Below are 23,376 nucleotides of genomic sequence, written 5' to 3'. Positions count from 1 at the left end.
CCCGGCACGGTATCCGGGATGCCGCCCGATGCCGCGGCAGGACGTGAAAAAGGTCCTGGACAATGCTGTCCAGGACCTTTTTTTCGACGTGATGCAAGACCCGTGCGCCGTCGGGTTCGGCGCCGCCGGCCCCACCGCGCCGGGTGCTAGGTCCAGCTCGCGGCCAGCACCGCGTTGAGCGCCACCTGGTAGTGCGGCGGCAACACCGTGGTTCCTACCTGAGGCGGTGGCAGTGCCGACATTGCCGCCACCAGCACCTCGACCTTGTCCGAAGACAGGTAGCTGCAATTGGGAGCCATGCCATCGCTGGACAACTGGAACCGGTCGACGCGGTACTGTTCGCCGGCAAACCAGTGATACAGCGTGAGCGTGTCACCGGTCTCGGTCAACATCACTTCGAGGTTGCTGCCCAGGCGGCGCAACCACAATTGCCCGGGATCGATGCCGTTGCGGAACTGCACCCTGTCGTCGCCGTCGGCATCGTTGTTGAAGATGCGGTCGGCGCCGTCGGTCTTGCCGAAGAAATAGATGTCGTCGCCCGCACCACCGTTGAGTCGGTCGTTGCCGCCATCGCCGTGCAGCCGGTCGTTGCCGTCACCACCGAAGAGGCGATCGTCGCCACTGCCACCATTGAGCATGTCGTCGCCCAGCTCGCCGACCAGGCGGTCGTTGCCTGCTCCACCCAGCAAGTTGTCGTCGCCGGCGCCACCATACAACCAGTCGTCGCCACCGTCTCCGCTGAGGTAGTCGTCGCCGGCACCGGTGATGACCACGTCCTTGCCGTCGTCGACGCTGACGCTGACATCATGGTCATCGCTGACGACCACATCGTTGCCGGTGGTACCCAACGCCCAAAGCGGCCCGTCCGGCTCGGGATGATGTCGCAGCACGATATCGGTATTGATGGCGGCGATCATTTCGGCGATCTCGGCCGGATCGTCGTCGGCATCGAAGTAATGGCTCACGACGTGGTCCCGGACATACCAGCCCGGGCCGCCCTCGCTGAGCCGTACCAGCAGATCGCCGCGATAGGCTTGCAGCAGCGGCTGCAGCAGTTGCGGCGGGGTTGCATTGCTCATGGCAATTCCTTTCTAACGCACGCTACCGTGTCGGCAGCGGTAGGGTTCGATGCCGGCGGCACGAAGCGCCGACGGCACGCAGGCGAGCGCACCTGTGGTGGATTCATGTCCAGCTCGCGGCCAGCACCGGATCCAGCACCTGCCGGTAATCCTGCGGCAAGGCGGTCGTGCCGATGGGTGGCATCGCCAGGCCGGCCATGGCCTGCACCAGCGCATCGACGTTGTGCTTGTCGAGATGCTGGCCGTTGGGATGGAAGCCATCGTTGGATAACTGGAAGCGGTCGACCCGATGTTCATCGCCGTCGAACCACCAGTTCAGCCGCAAGGTGTCGCCGGTTTCCAGCAAGCTGACCTCCAGGGAGTCCCCCGCGCGTCGGAACCACAATTGCCCGGGCGCGATACCGGCCCGGAACTGGACCCGGTCGTCGCCGGCGGCGTCGTGATTGAAGATGATGTCGTGACCGTCGCCCTTGCCGAAATAATAGAGGTCGTTGCCGCTGCCTCCTTTGAGCCGGTCGTTACCTGCGGCACCATACAGGCGATCGTCGCCGGCCCCGCCGAACAACCGGTCGTCGCCCCGGCCGCCGCCGAGCAGGTCGCTGCCGGCGCCGCCGAAGAGATGATCGTCGCCGTTGCCGCCCTTGATTTCATCGTTGCCGCCCTGCCCGTACAGCCAGTCGTCGCCATCGTCGCCGCCCAGATAGTCGTCGCCATTGCCGGTAATGACCACATCCTTGCCATCACCGGCGGCAATGCTGACATCGAAGTCGCCACCCACCATCACATCCGGTCCATCGGTGCCCAGTCCCCATAATTCGCCATCGGAACGCGGATGGCGCTCCAGCACGGTGTGAACATTGAGATGGGCGAGCATGTCGCTGGCCAGGTCGGCATCGACGCCGGCAAAATACCCGGGAACCTGCCACCCCTGGCTGCCGTCGGCCAGTCGTACCAGCAGGTCGCCGTCGCGCTCTTCGAGCAGGGGCACCGCAAGTTGTGAAGTGTTTGCATTTGACATGGGAATTCCTTGTTCAACGAGATGAGACAAGCCCGCGCGCGCATGCCGCCGGCGCGCGGGCCGTTACGCGATGCCTACTGCCAGCTGGCGGCCAGTACCGGCTTGAGGACCGTCTGCAGTTCGGCCGGCAGGCCCGCCGTGCCTGGCGCCGGTGGCTCGAACGCCGACATGGCCTGCACCAGCGACTCGACCCGCCCCTCGACCAGGCGCTGGCCACCGGCCAGTTCGAGTTGGTCCAGGCGGCGGGCCGGATTGCTGTACCAGCCGCGCACGGTCAGGGTGTCGCCCGACTCCAGCAAGGTGAGCTTGAGATTCTTGCCGGCACGCTGCAGCCAGACCTGGTCGGCCGCGATGCCTTCGCCCAGCAGCACGCGATCACGGTCGGTGTTGTGCTTGTCGTGGTTGACGATCACGTCGTGTCCGTCGCCGCGGCCGAACAGGTAGGTGTCGTTGCCCGCCCCGCCATTGAGATGATCGCGGCCGGCCCCTCCATGCAGCACATCGTCGCCGGCACCCCCGAGCAGCCGGTCATCGCCCTTGCCGCCGTGCAGGGTATCGTTGCCGGCGCCACCGGCGAGCCGGTCGTTGCCGCTACCGCCGTCGAGCATGTCGTTGCCGGCCCCGCCGTCGAGACGGTCGTTGCCGGTGCCGCCATCGAGCTGGTCGTCGCCGGCGCCTCCCAGCAGCACATCGTTACCGGCCTTGCCATGCAGCGTATCGTCCTGGCGGCCACCGACCAGGCGGTCGGCGTTTCGCGTGCCATCGAGCCGCTTGCCCGGCTCGGCATGGGCAGGCGACGTCGATGCAGGTTCGTCCGCCACGGTCACTGCATCGGATGGGCGTTTCTTTCTGGACATGATCTATCCTTTCGTGTTGATGATAAATGCAGCCAGCGCATCGAGCGCCGGCCGGGGCCTTGCGGCACGCCACCGATGGTGCCGGCGTGCCTGTGAAATGGCGTTGACGCGCCCGCAGCGCATGCGGGTGCGGCAGCGCGCATCTATTGCCAGCTGTGGGCCAGCACCGGTTGCAGCGCGTGGTGCAATGCCGCCGGTATCGGGCCGGCTCCCACGGGCGGCATGGCCATCGTGGCCATTGCCGATACCAGCGCCTCGGCGCCGTCGGCCGACAGCTGGCTGCCATTGGCCAGGATGAATGTGTCGATACGAAATGCCGGAGACTGATACCAGCCGGTGATGGTCTGGCTATCGCCGGTATCGAGGTTGGTCACCGTGAGATCGGTACCGGCGCGCTGCCACCACAGCTGGTCGCTGGTGATCCCGGCGCCATAGAGCACCTGGTCGCGGTCGCCGCCGGCGTAGCCGTCGGGCATGTGCCGGTCGTAGTTGGAAATGATGTCGGCGCCGTCGCCACGGTCGAATTCGTAGGTATCGCTGCCGCCTTCGCCGCGAAGAAGATCATTGCCGCTGCCGCCCTTGAGAACGTCGTCGCCCATGCCGCCGGCCAATACGTCGGCACCTGGTCCGCCGTTCAATACGTCGGGACCGGGGCCCCCTTCCAGCTCGTCATCGTCATCCCCGCCCAGCAGGATGTCGCGCCCCTTGCCACCGTAGAGATAGTCGCGCCCGCGGTCACCATAGAGAATATCCTCGCCCTCTTCGCCGAATTCGCGGTCGTCGCCGGCCTTGCCGATGAGCACATCATCGCCATTGCCACCATTGAGCTGATCGGCCTCGCCGGCCCCGACCAGCATGTTGTCCTTGCCGTTCTCGGCAAACACCTCGTGCAGGCCGAAATGCGTCGCCTCGGACATCGCGACCCGGTGGAAGGCCGTATGGGAATCGGCTGGATCGCCCGGCTGCAGCATGAATTCATCGGTATCGTCTGCCTGATCGTCGACATCGATCCATGCTGCGCCGGGATGACCGGCGTGGCCTGCGCCACGCTCATCGGGAAAATACGAATGGGATGCTTGCTTTTCATCAGACATGGTTCAATCCTTCGAGTGATTGGATGGAGGAAGCCCGGACCTTGATCACAAGGTCAGCGCATGGATGCGACGAAGTGTCGACGCCGCGCAAGGATCATAGGTAGAAGATCCCGGGTTGCCGCAATACTGCGCCAGTGATGAAAGCCAACTTCGAAAAACTGGCAGGCGCACCTCCGATGGCGGCCATGGAATCGTCCTGGCCGGCCCGGTCTGCAGCGGGCGTTCCAGGGTTTGCCCTCGGCCCGGCGACCGGTCATTGCCAGCTTTGTACGATCAATGGCTGCAGCACCGCCAGCCTCGCCAGTAACGCCGGCGACGACAGCAGTGCGCTGCTGCCGCGGGGATCGAAGCACGCCATGGCCGCGACCAGGGGATCGACCCGGTCGGCTGCCAGGCTCCTGCCGGTAGACAGTTCGAATCGGTCCAGGCGACGCGACGCACCGTCATACCAGCCACGCATGGTCATGCTGTCGCCGCTGCCCAGCAGGATCAGCTGGAGGTCGCTGCCGCTGCGCCTGAACCAGACATCTTCACGCCGTACGCCCTGGCGCAGCAGCACACGATCGCGCCCACATGCACGGCCGCCGCCGTTGAGCACGGCGTCCTGGCCATCGCCCTTGCCGAAGATATAGACGTCAGCGCCGCCGCCGCCGTCGAGCAGGTCGTCGCCGGGGCCGCCGTCGAGGATGTCGTCCCCCTTCTCGCCGTACAGGCGGTCGGCGCCGCGCCCGCCGAACAACAGGTCGTTGCCGCTGCCGCCCATGACCTGGTCACGCCCGTTGCCGCCGCGCAGGGTATCGCGTCCCGGCCCGCCATACAGGAAATCGTCGCCGGGGCCGCCCAGCAACGTGTCGTCTCCCCCGCCGCCCTTGAGGATGTCGTTGCCGCAATCGCCCTGCAGGCGGTCGGCACCGGCGCGGCCGATGATCAGGTCGTTGCGCCGGGTGCCGGACACGGTCTGGCCATGGCCAGTGGCTACCAGTCTCTTGCCGGGCCGGCCCGAGCGGCATGGTGCCAGCTGGTCGGGCTCCATCGGTGCGCCGGACGACGAGGGCAGGCGCCGGTCCAGCACCGGGCTGGTCTTTTTCGGCAGCGATGGCGGACTGATGGTACTCATGCGAGCTCCTGCATGCCGCTCCAGCTGGCGGCGATCAACGCATCCAGTGGCCCGTCCCGGCGCAGCGCCGGCAGGCCGTCGATCGATGCCGGCATCGTCATGGCGGACATGGCTGCGACCAGGGCATCGACCTGCCGCGGCACGATCGAGCGCCCATCGGCCAGGTCGATGCCGGCAAATCCGCTCGCGGCCCCCTTGAACCAGTCCTTGATGGCGAGCCCATCATCGGTGCCGACGATGGCGATATCGAGGTCGTCACCGGCGCGCCGGAACCATACCCGGCGCGCGTCGACCTGTTCGCCCAGGTGGACCCGGTCGGCGTCGCCGGCGGCATTGCCATCGCTGACGACGAGGTCCCGGCCGAAGCCGGCCTCAAAGCAATAATGGTCGCTGCCCGCGCCACCGATGAGCCGATCATTGCCGCTGCCACCGATGAGCACGTCGGCGCCGTCGCCACCGTCGAGCCAGTCGTCGCCGTCGTCACCGGCCAGCCAGTCGCGCCCGCCGCGGCCTTCGATGACATCGTCACCGCCCTTGCCCTCGATCCGGTCCGCGGTGGCGTAGCCGACCAGGTGGTCGCCGTGCGCCAGGCCACGCAGCACCAGCGCCTTGACTGCCGCCACGTCCCACAGCGTGCCGTCATCGAAGCGCAACTGGGGGACCGCGTGCGCGGTGGCGCCATCGTCGAGGAAGTAGTCGATGACCCGCACCGAACTGCCGGCCAGCGGCAGCTCGACCACCAGGTCGTCGTCCTGGCGCGCCGGCACTGCCTGGCGCCAGGACACCTCCCTGGAAAACAGGATCACGTCGACCTCGCCCACCTGCGCACCAGCGGCCGCATTGTCGATCACGTCCCGGCTGCCCGGGCTGCCGACCAGGTAGATGTCGGCATCGGTACCGCCGCGCAGCAGGTTGTGCCCCTGGCCGCCGACCAGGAAATCCATCCCGGGGCCGCCGGAGAGGACGTCGTCGCCGTCCTGTCCATAAAGCTGGTCGTGGCCGACACCGCCGTCAAGCTCGTCGTTGCCCTGGCCACCATAAAGCGTATCGTCACCGCCGACGCCAGCCATCAGGTCGTGCTCGGGGCCGCCCAGCATCAGGTCGTCACGGTCGGTGCCGGTGGTCACCGGGGCATCGGCGGCAGCGCCGGTGTGGGGGTGGGTCGAAAGGTCGGTATGGGATGTGATCATGGCCATTGCTCCGCAGTGCTGTGAGTGCATCGGCAGCGCCATGGCGCTGCCATCGAACGCGCATCGCCCGAAGCGGCCTGGAAAAAAAAAGCGCGGACAACGGTGGTTGTCCGCGCTACGATGAAAAGCCGCATCGGTTGCGCAGCCAGAGGGTAGGCAGCACAGCAGATGTGCCGCGAAAATCCGGGTCAGCTGCCGGGCAATGTAGAAAAAACGCCAGCCGGGATCCCGGCCAACGCTCAGCTGAGCAGGTTGATACGCGGCGAGACGTCCTCGCTGCGCAGGCGGCTGCCGCGCAGCCAAGTGCCGATCAGCACCCGGTGACGCGGATACATGTCGCCCAGGTAACGCTCGACCTCCGCCCAATCGCGCATCTCCAGCCATTCGCCGATCTGGCGCAGGTCCTGGTGCGGCACCGGAAGTTCCATGTGAAATTCGAGCGCCGAATTCTTCTCGGGCGTGGCGTAGTCGCACAACATGTTGAAGTTGAGCCGGCCGGCATTCATGGGAGTTCTCCTAGGTGAAGTAGACCGATCCGGTACCACACCAGACGGCACGATCACTTTAGGAGACATCGCAGATCCAAGGCATCGTCGATGTTCGAACTATCGAATTATCTTTATGTTCGCCACCAGGCTTTTATGCCGAATCCGATAACTGGCACGTCGTGTCTCGCGGCTTGCCGCACCCTGTTCTGCCAACTGGCAGATCCGTTGATGCGACCGTGCATCGGCCGCCACCAGGCCGGGCCGCGCCAGGCCGCGTCCGCAGCAGGCGATCACCGATGCACGCCGCCAAAAAAAATGCGGCCACCCGCATCGGGTGGCCGCATCCGGCTACGTCCGTGCTGCGAGATTACTGCTTGGCCACCGGTGCGCTACCGATTTCCACGCTGTTTCGCGGCGGCAGGGTCTTGCGGACCTTGGCCACCGCACCCGCGTCCACGGCCGGTGCGCTATTGCCCCAGCTGCTGCGGATGAAGGTCACGACATCGGCCACTTCCTGGTCCGACAGGCGTGCACCGAAGGCCGGCATCGCGAACTGCGTCGGTGCGGTCTTGGTCCACGGCATCTCGGCGCCTTCGAGCACGATGCGGATCAACGAAGCAGGATCCTCGGCATTGACCGTGGGCGACAAGGCCAGTACCGGGAAGGTCTCTTCATAACCCCTGCCGCTGGTACGATGGCAAGCCGCGCAGTTGTTGAGGAAGGTCATCGCGCCGTTGCTCTGGTCGCTGCCGCGACGCAAGGCCTGGTGGGTCTTGTCGTCGTACGCCAGCGGTGCCATGCCGGGCTTGACCGGCGCCAGCGACTTGAGGTACTTGGCGATGGCCGACAGGTCCTCGTCGGTGAGGTGCTGGGTGCTGTTGGCGACCACATCGGCCATGCCGCCGAAGGCTGCGGAATGGCTGTTGCGACCGGTCTTGAGGAAGGCCACGATGTCGCCCTCGCTCCAGTTGCCCAGGCCATCACGCGGATCGCTGCGCAGGTTGTTGGCCAGGTAGCCGTCGATCACGCCGCCCGACAGGAACTGCGTGCTGTCGTCGCTCAATGCCTTCTCCTGCATGCCCACGCCACGCGGCGTATGGCAAGCGCCGCAATGGCCCAGGCCTTCCACCAGGTAGCGTCCACGCACGATCGGGCTGTTGTCGTCGGCGCCATCGACCGCCACGCCCGGCGCGAACACCTTGCGCCAGATCGACAGCGGCCAGCGCATCGACAGCGGCCAGACGATATCGACATTGCGATTGGGCGTCGGGTCGGCCTGCACGCCGTTCATGAAGTAAGCATACAGCGCTTTCACGTCGGCCGGCTTGACCTTGGCATACGATGGATAAGGCATGGCCGGGTACAGCGAAGCGCCATCCTTGCGGATGCCGTGACGCAATGCCTGGTCGAAGTCTGCCTCGCTGTAGTTGCCCAGCCCGTGTTGCTTGTCGGGCGTGATGTTGGACGAATACACGGTGCCGATCGGGGTGGCGATCGGCAAGCCGCCGGCGAAGGGCTTGCCGCCACGGGCGGTGTGGCAGGCCACGCAGTCGCCTGCACGGGCCAGGTATTCGCCACGCTTGACGAGCTGGGCGTCGACGTTCTGGGCCGATGCCACGGCGGCGGACAGGGTCATGACTGCCGCGCAGGCGGCGATGAAATAGTGCTTGATCATGTTCTTATCCTTATGCCTGGACCAACGGGCCTGGGTTCTTCAGATACTGCTCGCGGATCGCCTTGGCCGAGAAATAAGCCAGCGCCGTGACCAGGCCGGTGGGGTTGTAGCCCATGTTCTGCGGGAACGCCGAGGCGCCGTAGACGAACACGTTGGGTACATCCCAGCTTTGCAGGTAGCGATTGACCACGCTGTTCTTGGGCGTGGTGCCCATGATGGCGCCACCGGTCAGGTGAGTCGACTGGTACACCCGGGTATCCCAGGAAGAACCGGTCTTGCGCACCGCCTTGACCACCTTCTCGGGATTCATCGCGTGGCCGACCTTTTCCATCTGGTCGCCGATGTAGGTCAGCATCTTGCCTTCGTTTTCCTTCCAGTTCAGCGTCATGCGCAGCAGCGGCTGGCCGTTGGCGTCCTTGTAGGTCGGGTCGAGCGACAGGTAGCAATCGCGGTAGGCCATGACCGAACCGGACATGCCGATGGTCAGGGTGCGCTGGTAGGCGTCCTGCACGCTGCCCTTCCATTCCGTGCCCCAGTTGGGCACTTTCTCGCCCGGCATGGTGCCGGCCTGCTTGATCGGGCGACCGCCGTAACGGACGTGACGGATCGAGGCGCCGCCGATGAAGCCCAGCGGTCCGTGGTCGAACTGGTCGGCGTTGAGGTCGTCCATGCCCACGCCACCGGCGCCGGTGCCGATGAAGGGATTGAACTGAGTGCCCTTGGGCATGACCACGTTGATGCCACCGTTGTACTGGTAGGCGAAGTTCTTGCCCACCACGCCTTCGCCGCTGACCGGGTCATACGGCTTGCCGATGCCCGACAGCAGCAGCAGGCGCACGTTGTGCGTCTGGAATGCGGTCAGCAGCACCAGGTCGGCCGGTTGCTCGACCTCGCGCCCCTGGGCGTCGATATAGGTCACGCCGGTGGCCCGCTTGCCGGACGCGTCCAGGTTCACCTTGATCACCTGCGCCTTGGTACGCACTTCGAAATTCTTGCGCTTGAGCAGCACCGGCAGGATGGTGGTCTGCGGCGACGCCTTGGAATACATGTAGCAGCCGTAGTTTTCGCAGAAGCCGCAGTAGTTGCAAGGGCCGATGCGCACGCCATAGGGGTTGGTGAACGGCGCCGAGGCATTGGCCGCGGGCGCCGGGTACGGGTGGTAGCCGACTTCGCGCATGGCCTTCTCGACCAGCGAGGCGCTGTACTGGTATTGCAGCGGAGGGGTCGGGAATTCGCTGGTGCGCGCGCCTTCCAGCGGATTGCCGCCGGCGACGATCTTGCCATTGAGGTTACCGGCCTTGCCCGACACCGCCATCACCTTCTCCGAGAAATCGTAGAACGGTTCCAGTTCGGCATAGGTCACCCCGTGGTCCTGGATGGTCATGTCTTCGGGGATGAACTTCTTGCCGTAGCGCTGCTCGTGGTGCGAGCGCATCTCGAGCTCTTCGGGCAGGTTGCGGTACATCATGCCGTTCCAGTGGAAGCCGGCGCCGCCGACGCCATCGCCCAGCAGGAACGACCCGTGCTGGCGGTACGGCACGGCGACATCGGCCACGCCGTAGCGGATCGTCACGGTCTCGCGCGACAGGTCCTGGAACAGCGCGCCGCGCACCGAGTACTTGAGCTCGTCGACCGCCTTGGGATAGGGCGTGTCGGCGTTGGTGTCGCGCATGTCGCCGCGTTCCAGTGCCAGCACGTTCAGGCCGGCTTCGGTCAGTTCCATGCCCATGATCGAGCCGGTCCAGCCCAGGCCCACCATCACTACATCCACTTTGTCTTTTTTAATCGCCATGATCAGCCCTTCTCTCCCAGAATCGACACAGGGCCGTATGGATATTTCACGTTGTACTGGTCGACCCAGTCAGCAAAGTCGGCGCGCGCGCCCGGGAAGCCGACCATCTTCCAGCCCCCCATCTTCTGGTTGCCGCCGTACATCGGATCGGCAAAATAGCCTTCCTTGACATTACCCAGCATGAAGTTGAAGAACGTCTTGGCCGGCAGTGCGTCGAGTTCGATCTTGCCGCCCTCGAGCTGCTTGAGCACCTCGATCTGGGTCTTCTTGTCGAGCTCGGCGAACACCTTGCCATGGGTCTTCTGGCACCACGAGTTGACCGCGGCGATACCCTGGCGATAGATATCGCGTGGCACCAGCGACAGCTGGTAGCCCAGTTCGGGCACGCGGTCGGTATGGAAAGGCCCCTGCATGTACCAGAGCTTGCCGGCCCCGTACGGGGTTTCCATCTGGCGATCGATGAACTCGGGCACGCCGGTCTCGAGCGCGCCGGCACCGTACTGGTCGGAGGGAATCAGGGGATCGACTGCGGCATTGATGAAGGCCCATTCGGCCGCGGTGAAGAAGGTGGGGGTATAGGCGCGCGGCTTGCCGGGTTCGGACGAATCGGCGATTGCCGGCTGGCTGACTGCGACTGCACTGGCTCCACCTAGCGTTGACGCGGCTGGGACGATCGCCAATACCTGGCGCAAGAAGCGCCGCCTCGGCTCTTTGTCTTGTGACATGGACTTTCCTTTGGACTGTGGTTGAGGGTACTGCACGGGCACTGGGCAAACCGGCCGCCGCATGGTCGGCCACCGTTCGCTACGCATGCCTCTTGTAACCGCCCCGCTGCGACGTCATCAGGCGTGGCCGCGAAGCGGGAAATGCTAATTGCCAGCGGCAAGATACCGGTTACCCGGAATCCGCTCCGTTCCCAACAATAATGGCTAGATTTACATCGAATAATAACGAGAAGACCGGATCAAGCGATTCTTCGGCCCGCTCCCCATGCGTCAATGCATTACTTCACCGAAGAAATCCTGCAGCGCCAATGCGGCGCGCTCGGCGGTCTGGCGGTGATAGAAGAACCCGGGGTTGTTGGCATCGGGGTCGGTAAACGAATGCCCCGCCTGGCCATAATTGATCAGTTGCCAGTCGATGCCCGCGGCGCTGACCTCGTCGATGAAGTCGTTGACCTGCTCGCGCGGCACCGATGGGTCTTGCACGCCGTGCAACACCAACACGGCCCCCTTGAAACTGCTGGCGGCGGGCGCCGGCGTATCGAGCGCGCCATGCAGCGACACCACGCCGCGCAGGGCGGCGCCGTCGCGCGCCAGTTCCAGGGCGGCGGTGCCGCCGAAGCAGAACCCGCAGGCGCCGACATTGGCCGCATCGAGTGGCAGGGCCTGCTGCGCGGCAAACGCGTCCAACGCGGCGCGCATGCGGCGGCGCAGTTCGGCGCGATCGGCCTTCAACGGAGTGATGGCCGCCATCGCCTCGTCACCATTGGCGGGACGCACGGTCTTGCCGAACACATCGGCCACGAAGATGGCGTGTTCGTTACCGATGGTGGTGGCCGCGATCTCCAGTGCCTGCTGGCGAATGCCAAAATAATTAGGAACCGACAGCACGCCCGACACCGGCGGCTTGCTGCGATCGAACAGCAGCACGTTCTCGTATTCGATACCGTCGAGGCTGTGGACGATGGTTTCGATGGCCAGATCGGCGGCGGCGATGCCGAGCTTGTCGGCGATCGCAGCGGCGTTCCATGGATGGGACATGTGGGCTCCTTGGATGAGGGTGACCACGGCGGCAAAGCCATCGATCACGTCGGGAATTATTGGATTTCTTGATTGGCGCGGCAGGTGCAAGCGACGCAAAGCTCCTGCACTTGGGGCAGCATGTTCGCACAAACCGTGCATCTCTGCAGGAGAGCGCCTGGCCGCATCTCATCGAAATACGACCCAAATCCCTACGTAATCCGTACAACACCCTTCACAGCTGAGCTTGACTTGACTTTTTACTGCGAGCAATCGATTCTTGCGCTCACCTGTCCGGCAAGAAAATTCGACCAACACGTTTTCCGTGAAGCCTTCGCATGCCACCCATCCCCGATTCGAACCATCCTCCAGCGCCGGCTGGGCCGTCCTCGCCGGACGCCGCCGCCGTCTCCACCCCACCTGCCAGCGAGCGCTTCGTCTTCAGCGGCAGCGGGTCCGAATACTTCCGCATCTGGATCGTCAACCTGCTGCTGTCGGTGGTCACGCTGGGCATCTACTCGGCCTGGGCCAAGGTGCGTCGCCTGCGTTACTTCTACGACAACACCACGGTGGCCGGCACCAGCTTCGACTACCACGGCAAGCCGCTGGCCATCCTCAAGGGACGCGCCATGGCACTGCTGTTGTTCGCACTCTATAACGGCGCCTTCAAGATCAGCCCGCTCATCGGCCTGGCCGGCATGCTGGTCGTGGCGCTGGTCGCCCCGTGGCTGATCTGGCGCAGCCTGCAATTCAAGCTGTACAACTCCAGCTACCGGGGCATCCGTTTCGGCCTGCGCGGCAGCGCCGGCGGCGCCTACTTCAACTACCTGCTGCTGCCGCTGACCGCCTTCCTCACCTCGGGCCTGCTGTGGCCGCTGGTACACCAGCGCATCAAGCGCTTCCAGCACAACGAATCGCGCTTCGGCGCCACGCACTTCTCCTTCCACGCCACCGTCGGCGGTTTCTACAAGACCTATCTGCTGGGCATCGGCGTCTGGGTGGCCGGAATGATGCTGATCATGCTTACCTTCTGGGGCAGCCTGTTCGCCCTGTTCGGAGCCACCCACGAGCGCGACGGCCTGGCCGTGGCGTCGATGGGACTGCTGGTGCTGGTGCTCTACGTCTGGTCGTTCCTGGCGCTGCCGCTGTTCTTGACGCTGCTGCAGAACCTGATCTGGAACCACACCCGCCTCGGCCCGCACCGCTTCACCAGCAACATGCGCTGGGGTCGCATGTTCTTCATCATGCTCACCAACGTGATCGGCATCGTCTGCACGCTCGGCCTGTACACCCCGTTCGCCAAGATCCGCGCCATGCGCTACCGGATCGAATCGATGAGCCTGCTGCCGGCGGGCGATCTGGACCAATTCGTCACCAGCGCCGAGCCTGCCGGCTCAGCCACCGGCGAAGGCGTCACCGACCTGTTTGATTTCGACCTGTCCCTATGAGCCAGCCGCCGATTGCCGCCTGGTATTTCGACGGCCGCAGTTCGCGCCGCCACGCCGTCACGCTGGATGTGCGCGACGGCATGGCGTTGGTGACCGGCGAGGCCGAACGCAGTTGCCCCATCGATCAGTTGCGCGTCTCGGAGCGCCTGCGCCGGGCCGCGCGCAAGGTCACCTTCGCCGATGGCGCCTACCTGGAGATACGGGACGGCGCCGGCTTCGCCGCGCTGTTACGGGCCACCGGCCATCACGATGGCAGCGTAGTGCGCATCCAGCAGAGCTGGCGGTCCACGCTGATGGCGGCGGCGGCGCTGGTGGTGCTGGTGGCGCTGAGCTACCTGTACCTGTTGCCGCTGGCCGCCGGCCTGGCGGCCCGGGCCTTGCCGGTAGCGGTCGATCGCCAGGTCGGCCAGGGCACGCTGGCATTTCTCGACCAGCATGTGCTGGCGCCCAGCGCCCTGACGGCTACCCGGCGGCAAGCCATCGTCGACCGCTTCGCGGCGCTGGCCACGCCGCTGGCCGATGCCCCGCCCTACGACATCGTGTTTCGCAAGAGCCGCCTGGGACCCAATGCCTTCGCCCTGCCCTCCGGCACCATCGTCATCAGCGACGAACTGGTCGGCCTGATCGATGACGACGAGGCGCTCATGGGCGTGCTGGCGCACGAACTGGGGCACATCCACCAGCGCCATCTGATGCGAAGGCTGCTGCAGGGCTCGGCCGTCGGCGCGGTAGCCACCGTGTTGTTCGGTGATGTATCGGCGGTGCTGGCCAGCGCACCGGCGCTGCTGGTGGACATGAAGTATTCACGCGACTTCGAACGCGAGGCCGACGACTATGCCATCGCCATGTTCGGCGCCAACGGCTTGCCGCGCCAGAAGCTGGCCAGCGTGTTCGAGAAACTCGACCGCGCCAGTGCCGGCAAGCCGCAACCGGCGCCCTATCTGTCGAGCCATCCTTCCAACGAGCAACGCATCGCCCACATCCTCGGCCGGCGCTGACGACAGCTCAACCCGGCAGCGCCCGGGACGACGCCTGGCCGTCGAGCCCGCGCCACTGCGCCAGCCATGCCGGCGCCGACGACGCCAGGCCGGCCGCCGCCAGGCAAGCCACGAACTTGCGGTCGATCTCGTCATCGGCCAGCGGTTCGCGCGCGGCGCCCCGCGCGTGGTCCCGCACGCACTCCAGCGTCGATCCGTCGACCAGCGTCATGCGCACCCATGCCCCCTCGGGGGCGGCGGCCAGGCGCCGGGGGTCGTCCCACACGACGCTGCTGGTCATGCTGATGCGTTGCATCAGGCGCCGCAGGCGTACCTGCGCCAAGGTCGCCACACTCAAGTGATGCAACGCCAGGTCGCCATGCAACAGCGAGGCGGCAATCGCAAATGGCATGCTGAACTGGGCCTGCTGCGGTGTCACGGGCGCGTCATGCACCAGGTTGGCCATCACGATGGGCGGCACATCACACACGATGGACACGATGTCGTCGGCGGCAATGTCATGCCGTTGCTGCAATTGCATGACCGCGTCGACCGCGGCATGCGACGACAGGCACACGGGAATGCGCTTGACATCGATACCGGGCTGCTGCAACGACCAGCGCTGGCCCAGCGCATCGAATGCCGCCGCGTCGAACCGGCCACCATTGAACAGCGGGACAAACCCGTTGCGGTGCTCGCAGGCGTCATGCGGGCCGCTGGCACCGAGCTGGGCCATGAGGGCCGCGGTGACGCCGGCCTCGGCCGCCCGCCCGGCCAGGAAAGGCTTGGCGTCGCTGCCGAAGCAGGCCTTGAGGCCAGCCGCGCCCGCCACCGCCAGGCCCAGCGCGTTGGCGCTACTTCGCCAATCCAGGCGCAGCAGCCAGGCCGCCGCGGCACAGCTGCCCACCGGACCCAGCACGCCGGTGGTCCACCAACCCCGCTCGTAGAGCACGTTGGCGCTGGCCACGCCCAGCGCATATTCGCACTCGGCGCCGACGACGAACGCCGTCAGCAGGTCAGCGCCGCTGGCGTCGAGATGCTGTGCCACGGCCAATGCCGCCGGCGCGATCACGGCCGAGCCATGCACGAAGCCGGCGTAGCAGTTGTCATCGAAGTCCAGCGCATGGGCCGCCACGCCGTTGACGAAACAGGCATGGCGCACATCGAGCCAGGCCGCCTGCCCGATCGCCCGGCACGGGCCAGCGGTGCCCGGCAGCTGCGCCAGCGCCAGCGCATGCGCGGCCACCGGCGTGCGCGCGCCGGCGGCCATCACGCCCACCGTATCGATGAGGCAATTGCGGGCGATATCCTTGACCGCCGCTGGCACCGCCCCGGCGCCAAGGCCGGCGATCCAGCGCGCCATCCGCTCGATGGCGCCGTTCGACAGCGTGTGCAAGCCCTTACTCCGGCAGCGTACCGGCCGGGGCGCCCAGCCAGGTCTGCGACAGCTTGTCGATGGTGCCGTCGGTGCGCGCCTCGCGCACGATCATGTTGATCTTGGCCAGCAAGGTCGATTCGCCCTTGGGCATGGCGATGTAGCACGGCGCGTTGGCCAGGATCACCTTGAGCTCCATGTCCAGGGACGGGTTCATCTTCTGCAATGCCGCCGCCACGGTGGTGCCGGTGGCGAACATCTGGGTCTGGCCGGCCAGGAACGCCGACAGGGTCGAATTGTTGTCCTCGAAGCGCTTGACGTTGGCGCCCGGCGCCATCTGCTCGAGTTCCTGGTCTTGCATCGAGCCGCGGGTGACCGAGATGGTCTTGCCCTTCAGGTCGTCGAAACCGCTGACCTTGACCTTCTTGGTACCGAACACGGCATCGAAGAACGGCGCATAGGCAATGCTGAAATCGACCACCTTGGCCCGCTCGGCGGTCTTGCCCAGCGACGAGATGGTGATGTCGGCCTTGTTGGTCTGCAGGTAGGCGATGCGGTTGGGCGCGGTGACCGGGATCAGTTCGACCTTGACGCCGAGCTTCTTGCCGATCAGCGTCGCCATGTCGATGTCCAGACCGCGTGGCTGCATGTCGGTGCCGACCGAGCCATAGGGCGGGTAATCGGTCGGTACCGCCACGCGGATCGACTTGCGCGCCATGATGGTGCCGTACAGGTCGTCGGCATGGGCGGCCGGGATCGCGGCCAGGGCGGTGGCGAGGGTGATCAATGCGATGAACGGGCGGCGTTGCATGGAAGGTTCCTTTATGAAAGATGGCAAACATCGAGATAAGGTGCGCTTTGCGCTTGTTCAGTCGCATGTCTCGGGCATGCGCCGCTCCGGTAATACTTGTGTCGATGGCGATTCAGCGCCTGCGGCGCGCCTTGCCCGGCGCCGCCGCGCGCGGCTCGAGCGCGGGCGGCTGTTCGCTCTGCATGCCCCACCACTCGCCCACGCCCCACATCTTCTTTTCGGTGTCGGCGATGTGCGACCTGATGTTGATCTTCGAGGTGGCCGCCGTCAGCGCCAGCAGGATCTCGGCAATCAGGAACGCCGGCACCATGGTGTCGAAGAACGAGGCGCCCTTGTTGGGCACCAGGATGGTTTCGGCGGCCAGGCGCGCCAGGGGCGAGCTGGCGCTATCGGTGATCACCACCAGGCGTACGCCGGCCTGCTGCAAATGGGTGGCAATCGACATGGCCCGCCGCGAGTGGGGCGACATGCTGCAGATCAGCAGCACGTCGCGCGAGGAAGGCTGGTGCATGATCTTCATGATGCCGCTTTCGCCGGCGCCATCGATGAGGGTGACGTTGCGCGCGAAGTATTCGCTGACATGGGCAAACTGGAACGCCACCGGAAACGATCCGCGCAGGCCCAGGCAATAGATCTCGCGGGCGCCCGACAGCAGGCGCGCCGCGCGTACCACCGGGGCCATGGTATCGACGCTGCACAAGGACTGGATCTGGGCGCTGGCGTTGCTGGCCAGTTCCATTGCCAGCGCCTCTTCGCCGATGCGCTGGTTCAGCTCCACCAGGTCTTGCGCGCGCGAGCCGAACCCATTGCCGCGTTCGCGCAGGCCGCTCTTGAAGATGTCGCGAATGCTGTCGTAGCCGGGCAGGCCGAGCGCCTTGGCAAAGCGCGTCAGGGTCGATGCCGGCACTGCGATCAGGCGCGCCTGCTCGCGCATCGACAGCACCGCCACCTCGTGCGGATTGTCCAGCACGAAGGCAGCCGCCAGGCGCACCTGGCGCGGCAGGCTGTCAAAGCGTTGCTTGATCAGGGCGGTCAACTGGGGCTGGTTCACGATGGCTTCACTGGCGAGGATGACCTCCCCTCTCCAGCAACATATGTGCCAATCGCATGGCAAAACGATACAGATGAATCATTCCAGGGGTGATCACGGGCGTGCCGCCGCCTTCCCCTGCGGCCCCGCCCCATGGGGAAGGGATCGGCACGATCGAAACAAACGATACGAAAACGGCCCACCGGCGATCCGCGCCTGCGTCGGCGGGGTCGCTGCCCGGCAATGCCGTGGGGTAATGCCATGCCCCATCACGGCCCGTTGCCGGCCCGGCGCGCCCCTTTTTCGGGCGGGCTAGGTGGCGCGCCGCTGATGGAATTCGTCGAGCAGGCCGAGAAACAGGTCGGCGCGATGGGTGGACGGGCGCGACGGGTCGGTCACGGCGCAGATGGAATGGGAAAAACTGGGGCTGCCGCGACGCACGCGCAGCTCATAGCGCTTGCCGATCAGTTGCACGTAGTGACTGGGCAACAGGCCCACGTAGTCGCCGGTGGCGACCAGCAATGCGATGGCTTCCAGGCCGCCGGCCTCTGGTCCGCGCTCGTAGGCGCCCTCGGCCAGGACCGTATCGACATAGGGATGCGGCCGGTACACCAGCGGCAGGCGGCGACTGCGCGCCTCACCGCCGGCGGAGGCCTCGCGTCGCACCGCGCCGTAGATGCGATGGGTCTCGGCAAACAGCGGCAGGTAGTCGAATTCGTCGTCGCCCGGGTAGCGCCCGCGGATGGCGATGTCGACCCGTTGCTCGCGCAACGCCTGGTTCAAGTCGGGGAACGCCAGCACCTCGATACGCGGTTGCACATTGGGGGCGCGACGCTTGAGCATGGCCAGCGCCTGGGGCAGCCTGCAGTCGGGATGGCCCAGCGCGTGCTCGACCACCCCCACTGCCAGCGGCCCCGACAGCACGCCATGCACGGCGTCGATCTCGGGCCGGATGCGTTCCAGCGAACGCAACGCCGCCGTTGCCAGCTTGAGCGCCACCTCGCCTTCGGGGGTCAAGCCGAAACCGGCCGGACCACGCTCGCACAGCCTTACCCCCAGCCGCTGCTCGACCTCGCGCACATGGCGGCTGATCGATGCCTTGGACATGTGCAGCAGGCGTTCGGCAGCGGCAAAGCCACCGGCCTGGGCCACATTGCAAAACACCCGCAGCGAGCGCAGGTCGCGCTCGTCGAGGTCAAGTCGCACCATGATGGTCCTTTCCGTGGCCAGCGGGCAAAGTCTTGAAAAACAAGACTATACCTCCAAAAGAATCATTTTCCATTCCGGGGTCGACTGGCTACAGTGCATTGCAACGGCGGCGCTACCGACTGCCCGCCACTCCTCTCGCATCGAACCCAAGGACCCTCGCCATGGAAGCGCTCACCATCCCGCCACGCACCGGCCACAAGACCCTGCTCTATTCGGAGCTGGTCACCGACATGACCGACCTCAAGGCCGACATCGCCGTGCTTGGCATGCCCTTCGGTGCGGCCTACAGTGCGCGGCAATACAGCAACGACCAGACCAATGCGCCGCAGGCGCTGCGCGACCTGTCGGACCGCATGGTGCGTCATCCGACGCACTACGACTTCGACATCGATGGTCCCTTGCTGCAGGAGCGCGATGACATCCGCTTCGTCGATTGCGGCGACATCATGCCCGACCTCAGCCGCCCCGACGATCACAAGCGACGTGCCGAGATCGCGGTGCGCCAGATCGTGCGCGGCGGCGGCATGCCCATCGTGCTGGGCGGCGACCATGGCATCACCAACCCGGTGCTGCGCGGTTTCGACGAAGTCGGTCCGGTCACGCTGGTGCATATCGATGCCCACCTGGACTGGCGCGACGAAGTCAACGGCGTGCGCGACGGCTTGTCCAGCGTGATCCGTCGCGCCTCCGAACTGCCTTTCATCAAGCACATCGTGCAGATCGGCCTGCGCGCCCAGGGCAGTGGCCGCCCTGCCGACTACCAGGCGGCCCGGCAATGGGGTGCCGACCTGGTCACCGCCTATGAGCTGCATGACATCGGCATGGACGCGGTGCTGGCGCGCATTCCCGACGGCGGCAATTACTATCTGACCATCGACGCCGATGGCCTCGATTGCGCCATGATGCCGGCCGTCGATGGCCCGGCCCCGGGTGGCGTGACCTTCCTGCAGGCACGCAAGCTGATCCATGGCCTGGTCAGGAAGGGACGCGTGGTCGGCATGGACATCGTCGAGATCCAGCCGGCCAAGGACAATGCCAGCATGATCAGTTGCGTCACCGCCGGCCGCCTGATCGTCAATCTCATCGGCGCCACCATCCGCGCCGGCTATTTCGACAAGAAGTAAACCCCTCTCTCACTGACTGGAAGACAACATGGCCCACACCCGCATTCGCAAATTCAATACGCGCGCAACCTACCCCGAACAGACCATCGACAACGACCTGTGCCAGGCGGTGGTGGCGCGTGGCACCATGGTGTTCCTGCGCGGCCAGATCGGCCAGAACCTCGACACGTCCGAGAGTGTCTGCATCGGCGACGCGCGCGGCCAGACCGAACAGGCGATGCACAACATCGACATGCTGCTCAAGGAAGCCGGCAGCAAGCTGGAACACATCTGCAAGGTCACCATCTACATCTCGGACCCGCGTTACCGCGAAGACGTCTACCAGGTCGTGGGCAAATGGTTGAAGGGTGTGTTTCCGGTGTCGACCGGCATCGTGGTGACCGCCTTTGCCCGTCCCGAATACCTGGTCGAAGTCGACGCGACGGCGGTGATCCCTGACTGAACGCGCAACGCCCTGCCATCTCTGGTAAGTCCGTAGTATCTTTGGCCGCACTGCTTGTGCGGCCTTTTTTATGGCGCCATCGAAAACGGCGCCACAAGGGCGCCGCTGTGCGAGCTATGTGGCCCCGGTCAGGGGCGATGCTGGTCCGAACCGCCCTGCGACAGGCCCGAATACCAGCTGCTGCTGGGCGGCTGGCCGCGATGCGAACCGGTCGGCAGGTCACTCGAATCGTTCAGGTAATCGACCAACTTGCGATAAAGCATGGTGAGATATTGCATGACCTACCCCCATTTGTTGCGATTGAACGTGACTGCCTGGGCAGCGCCGCCGATGAAATTGTTTATACAATTAATTCTAGGGGAGGACGGCGCAGGCGTCTATCGGGTTTTTTCTGACAAGCGACCCGGGATCCGTTTCTTTACGATACTTCACGGCAATACGTGGCCTTTGCACCACGCCTGGCGCACCCCGGGGCTGAACATATGTTCACGACCATCGCAACAAGGCGCACATCGATCCGGCGACAACCGTCTCAGCCGGCGAAAGCCAGGCTGACATCGCCCAGCCCCGACAGGCTTGCCTGCACCCGCGCACCGGGCCGCGCGTGTTGCACGCCGCTACAGGAACCGGTGGTGATGATCTGTCCCTTCTTCCAGGGCAGGCCCCGCGCTGCACTGTGGTGCGCCAGCCAAGACAGCAGCGGCCAGATATCGCCAGCCGGATTGGCGCCGGTCATGTGCGCCACCTGCTGGCCGTCGATGGCGACGCTGGCGGTGATGCGCCGCACATCGGTGGCGGCCTCGTCGAACGCCACCGCCGGCCCCAGCACCAATGCGCCATGGCTGAGCAGGTCGGCCAGGCCCACCAGCGGGTTGCCGCAAGGCGGGTTGGCCAGCCGCGTCTCGACCACCTCGATGACCGGCAGCATGGCATCGAACACTGTCAGCATGGTGTGCCTGGCGGGTTGTTCCGGGCCCGGATCGAAGTCGCGGCCCACGCGCAGCGCCAGTTCCGCCTCCAACCCGCGGATGCGCCACTGCGGCCCGCCCAGCACCACGCCCGAGGGCAGCACCCCGGCCTGCGGCAGCGGCGCACAGCAGGGCAGGCCATCGGTGCCACGCCCCACCTTCCAGCCACCCACCGGCCCCCACTGGCGCAGGCCGGCGTCCTGCACCGCATAGGCCGCGGTGCTGTCGGGCAGCGAGAAATGGCGCCAGTCGACGGTGCTGTTGGTGATACGGGCGTCGCTCAACAGGCGCGCGGCAGAGGCGATATGCACGGACATGGGTGTAGGCTCGTGAGTATGATGACGGTCATTGTAATGGCCAGCGGCAGGGTCTCGCACGATGATGCCATGCGGGCAATAGCGATCCTCGATGGGCGCGCCGCCGATCGTGCTTGACCTAGAGTGCACTCCAACCCATAGACTCCATCCCATGACGACTTCCATGACCATTGCCCAGGCGGCCGAAGCGACCGGCCTGACGGTGCATACGCTGCGCTATTACGAGCGCATCGGCCTGCTCGACCCGGTCGGCCGCGGCGCCAACCGGCACCGCCGCTTTTGCCAGGAGGACCTGAACTGGATCGCCTTCCTGCAAAAGCTCAAGTCGACCGGCCTGCCGCTGCGGGCCATGCTGCACTACGCCCGGCTACGCCGCCAGGGCAACGGCATCGACAGTCTCGGCCAGCGCCGGGCGCTGTTGCAGGCGCACACGCTTGCGGTGCAGGCAACGTTGACCGAACTGCAGGGCAACCTGCTGGTATTGCAGCAAAAGATCGCGCTCTACGGCGAACTGGAACGACAGGCCGCTGTCGACCAGTACATGGCACACACTGCCCCCCAATGACGAACACGACAGGACGCCAAATGCCACAACCCATCCCACCTGATCAATTGCAACCCGACTCCCCGGTCGGTTCACGTCGCCTGGGCGACAACGGCCCGCTGGTATCGGCCATCGGCCTGGGCTGCATGGGCATGAGCGACTTCTATGCCAATCGCGACGATACCGAATCGCTGGCCACCATCGATCGCGCGCTGGAGCTGGGCGTGACCCTGCTCGATACGGCCGACATGTATGGTCCGTACACCAATGAAGAGCTGGTGGGACGAGCCATCAAGGGCCGCCGCGACAAGTTCTTCATCGCCACCAAGTTCGGCATCATACGCACCCCCGAGGATGGCGCCGCGCGCGGCGTCGACGGCAGCCCCTCCTATATCCGCCGCGCAGTCGAAGGCAGCCTGAAGCGTCTTGGCATCGAGACCATCGACCTGTACTACCAGCACCGTGTCGATCCCAACACCCCCATCGAGATCACGGTGGGGATCCTGTCGGACCTGGTCAAGGCAGGCAAGATCCGTCATATCGGCCTGTCGGAGGCATCGGTGGAGACCATCGAGCGCGCGCACCGGGTGCATCCGATCACGGCGTTGCAGAGCGAGTACTCGCTGTGGACGCGCGACCCCGAGCAGGACACGCTGGCCGCCTGCCGCCGCCTGGGCATCGGCTTCGTCGCCTACAGTCCGCTGGGACGAGGCTTCCTGACCGGGGCCATCGGCAAGCCCGACGAGCTGGCCGCCGACGACTTCCGGCGCAGCAATCCACGCTTTGCCGCCGACAACTTCGAGCGCAACATGGCGCTGGTGGAACAGGTCCGGCAACTGGCGCAGCGCAAGCAATGTACGCCGGCCCAGCTGGCGCTGGCCTGGGTATTGGCGCAGGACCCGCATATCGTGCCCATTCCCGGTACCAAGCGCCGGCGCTACCTGGAAGAAAACGCCGGCGCCGCCAGTGTCACGCTCGACCCCGCCGACCTGACGCAACTGGCCGAGGTGTTTGCCCCGGGCGCGGTGGCCGGCGAGCGCTATACCGCGGCCAGCATGAAGATGCTCAATCTCTGAGCG

Annotated in this window: 23 protein-coding genes; 6 read left to right on the top strand and 17 right to left on the bottom strand. The window is 65.6% G+C overall.

The genetic code is table 11. The features are described 5' to 3' along the window. Positions 1 to 146 precede the first annotated feature (146 nt). The 11 genes from PMI40_RS02655 to PMI40_RS02605 all read right to left on the bottom strand — a co-directional run bounded on the left by PMI40_RS02655 (position 147) and on the right by PMI40_RS02605 (position 12,073). Entirely contained in the window at positions 147 to 1,079 is a 933-nt protein-coding gene (locus tag PMI40_RS02655) for a calcium-binding protein (protein WP_008111841.1), read from the bottom strand. A 103-nt stretch (positions 1,080 to 1,182) separates the two neighbouring features. Then, complete coding sequence (locus PMI40_RS02650) at positions 1,183 to 2,097, bottom strand: calcium-binding protein (RefSeq protein WP_008111840.1); 915 nt, start codon at positions 2,095 to 2,097, stop codon at positions 1,183 to 1,185. Positions 2,098 to 2,171: 74 nt separating this feature from the next. Further along, positions 2,172 to 2,954, bottom strand: a complete 783-nt coding sequence (locus tag PMI40_RS23515) for a calcium-binding protein (protein WP_008111839.1) — start codon at positions 2,952 to 2,954, stop codon at positions 2,172 to 2,174. A gap of 143 nt (positions 2,955 to 3,097) precedes the next feature. Continuing rightward, entirely contained in the window at positions 3,098 to 4,048 is a 951-nt protein-coding gene (locus PMI40_RS23660; RefSeq protein ID WP_008111838.1) for a calcium-binding protein, read from the bottom strand. A 253-nt stretch (positions 4,049 to 4,301) separates the two neighbouring features. Beyond that, a complete protein-coding gene (locus tag PMI40_RS22830) occupies positions 4,302 to 5,165 on the bottom strand; it encodes a calcium-binding protein (protein ID WP_008111837.1) in 864 nt (287 codons plus the stop codon). Then, positions 5,162 to 6,355: a calcium-binding protein gene (locus PMI40_RS02630; protein WP_008111836.1), complete on the bottom strand. Its 1,194-nt coding sequence runs from the start codon at positions 6,353 to 6,355 to the stop codon at positions 5,162 to 5,164. Before PMI40_RS02630 ends, PMI40_RS22830 begins: the two co-directional genes overlap by 4 nt. Positions 6,356 to 6,594: 239 nt before the next feature. Then, complete coding sequence (locus tag PMI40_RS02625) at positions 6,595 to 6,861, bottom strand: hypothetical protein (RefSeq protein ID WP_008111834.1); 267 nt, start codon at positions 6,859 to 6,861, stop codon at positions 6,595 to 6,597. Between the two features lie 349 nt (positions 6,862 to 7,210). Beyond that, positions 7,211 to 8,518, bottom strand: coding sequence for a cytochrome c (locus tag PMI40_RS02620; protein WP_008111831.1), 1,308 nt, complete (start codon positions 8,516 to 8,518; stop codon positions 7,211 to 7,213). 10 nt (positions 8,519 to 8,528) lie between these two features. Beyond that, entirely contained in the window at positions 8,529 to 10,310 is a 1,782-nt protein-coding gene (locus PMI40_RS02615) for a GMC family oxidoreductase (RefSeq protein WP_008111830.1), read from the bottom strand. 2 nt (positions 10,311 to 10,312) lie between these two features. After that, entirely contained in the window at positions 10,313 to 11,035 is a 723-nt protein-coding gene (locus PMI40_RS02610) for a gluconate 2-dehydrogenase subunit 3 family protein (RefSeq protein ID WP_008111829.1), read from the bottom strand. 270 nt (positions 11,036 to 11,305) lie between these two features. Continuing rightward, a complete protein-coding gene (locus tag PMI40_RS02605; protein ID WP_008111828.1) occupies positions 11,306 to 12,073 on the bottom strand; it encodes a dienelactone hydrolase family protein in 768 nt (255 codons plus the stop codon). Positions 12,074 to 12,390: 317 nt separating this feature from the next. On the opposite strand from PMI40_RS02605, the gene PMI40_RS02600 reads away from it, so the two are divergent. Next, positions 12,391 to 13,500, top strand: a complete 1,110-nt coding sequence (locus PMI40_RS02600) for a YjgN family protein (RefSeq protein WP_008111827.1) — start codon at positions 12,391 to 12,393, stop codon at positions 13,498 to 13,500. After that, positions 13,497 to 14,498 (top strand): M48 family metallopeptidase, encoded by a 1,002-nt coding sequence (locus PMI40_RS02595; RefSeq protein WP_008111826.1) that lies wholly within the window; start codon positions 13,497 to 13,499, stop codon positions 14,496 to 14,498. The genes PMI40_RS02600 and PMI40_RS02595 overlap by 4 nt, the downstream gene beginning before the upstream one ends. A gap of 7 nt (positions 14,499 to 14,505) precedes the next feature. On the opposite strand, the gene PMI40_RS02590 is transcribed toward PMI40_RS02595, so the two are convergent. The 4 genes from PMI40_RS02590 to PMI40_RS02575 form a co-directional block, all read right to left on the bottom strand. After that, complete coding sequence (locus PMI40_RS02590) at positions 14,506 to 15,873, bottom strand: MmgE/PrpD family protein (RefSeq protein WP_008111825.1); 1,368 nt, start codon at positions 15,871 to 15,873, stop codon at positions 14,506 to 14,508. A 4-nt stretch (positions 15,874 to 15,877) separates the two neighbouring features. Further along, complete coding sequence (locus tag PMI40_RS02585) at positions 15,878 to 16,663, bottom strand: transporter substrate-binding domain-containing protein (RefSeq protein ID WP_008111824.1); 786 nt, start codon at positions 16,661 to 16,663, stop codon at positions 15,878 to 15,880. A gap of 112 nt (positions 16,664 to 16,775) precedes the next feature. After that, positions 16,776 to 17,714 (bottom strand): MurR/RpiR family transcriptional regulator, encoded by a 939-nt coding sequence (locus tag PMI40_RS02580; protein WP_008111823.1) that lies wholly within the window; start codon positions 17,712 to 17,714, stop codon positions 16,776 to 16,778. 291 nt (positions 17,715 to 18,005) lie between these two features. Next, positions 18,006 to 18,902 carry a LysR family transcriptional regulator gene (locus tag PMI40_RS02575; protein ID WP_008111821.1) on the bottom strand — a complete coding sequence of 299 codons (897 nt, stop codon included), beginning with the start codon at positions 18,900 to 18,902 and terminating at the stop codon, positions 18,006 to 18,008. A gap of 161 nt (positions 18,903 to 19,063) precedes the next feature. Here PMI40_RS02575 and PMI40_RS02570 point away from each other — a divergent pair, with 161 nt between their 5' ends. Together PMI40_RS02570 and PMI40_RS02565 are read left to right on the top strand one after the other, a co-directional pair. Then, complete coding sequence (locus PMI40_RS02570) at positions 19,064 to 20,026, top strand: agmatinase (protein ID WP_008111819.1); 963 nt, start codon at positions 19,064 to 19,066, stop codon at positions 20,024 to 20,026. A 28-nt stretch (positions 20,027 to 20,054) separates the two neighbouring features. Continuing rightward, positions 20,055 to 20,468, top strand: coding sequence for a RidA family protein (locus tag PMI40_RS02565; protein WP_008111817.1), 414 nt, complete (start codon positions 20,055 to 20,057; stop codon positions 20,466 to 20,468). Positions 20,469 to 20,596: 128 nt separating this feature from the next. Here the strand turns inward: PMI40_RS02565 and PMI40_RS24210 are convergent, their stop codons facing one another. Beyond that, positions 20,597 to 20,746, bottom strand: coding sequence for a hypothetical protein (locus tag PMI40_RS24210; protein ID WP_008111814.1), 150 nt, complete (start codon positions 20,744 to 20,746; stop codon positions 20,597 to 20,599). 254 nt (positions 20,747 to 21,000) lie between these two features. Beyond that, the gene (locus PMI40_RS02560; RefSeq protein WP_008111811.1) at positions 21,001 to 21,753 is read right to left on the bottom strand and encodes a 2-keto-4-pentenoate hydratase; all 753 of its coding nucleotides are present in this window, start codon (positions 21,751 to 21,753) and stop codon (positions 21,001 to 21,003) included. Positions 21,754 to 21,904: 151 nt separating this feature from the next. Between PMI40_RS02560 and PMI40_RS02555 the strand changes: the two genes are divergently transcribed. Next, complete coding sequence (locus tag PMI40_RS02555; protein WP_040501574.1) at positions 21,905 to 22,318, top strand: MerR family transcriptional regulator; 414 nt, start codon at positions 21,905 to 21,907, stop codon at positions 22,316 to 22,318. A 20-nt stretch (positions 22,319 to 22,338) separates the two neighbouring features. Continuing rightward, positions 22,339 to 23,373 (top strand): aldo/keto reductase, encoded by a 1,035-nt coding sequence (locus PMI40_RS02550; protein WP_008111807.1) that lies wholly within the window; start codon positions 22,339 to 22,341, stop codon positions 23,371 to 23,373. Positions 23,374 to 23,376 lie beyond the last annotated feature (3 nt).

The sequence above is a fragment of the Herbaspirillum sp. YR522 genome, from assembly GCF_000282575.1.
Classification (GTDB): Bacteria; Pseudomonadota; Gammaproteobacteria; order Burkholderiales; family Burkholderiaceae_D; genus Herbaspirillum.
The sequence above is the reverse complement of the archived record's forward strand: the minus strand, read 5'-3'. Positions and strand labels throughout refer to the sequence as shown.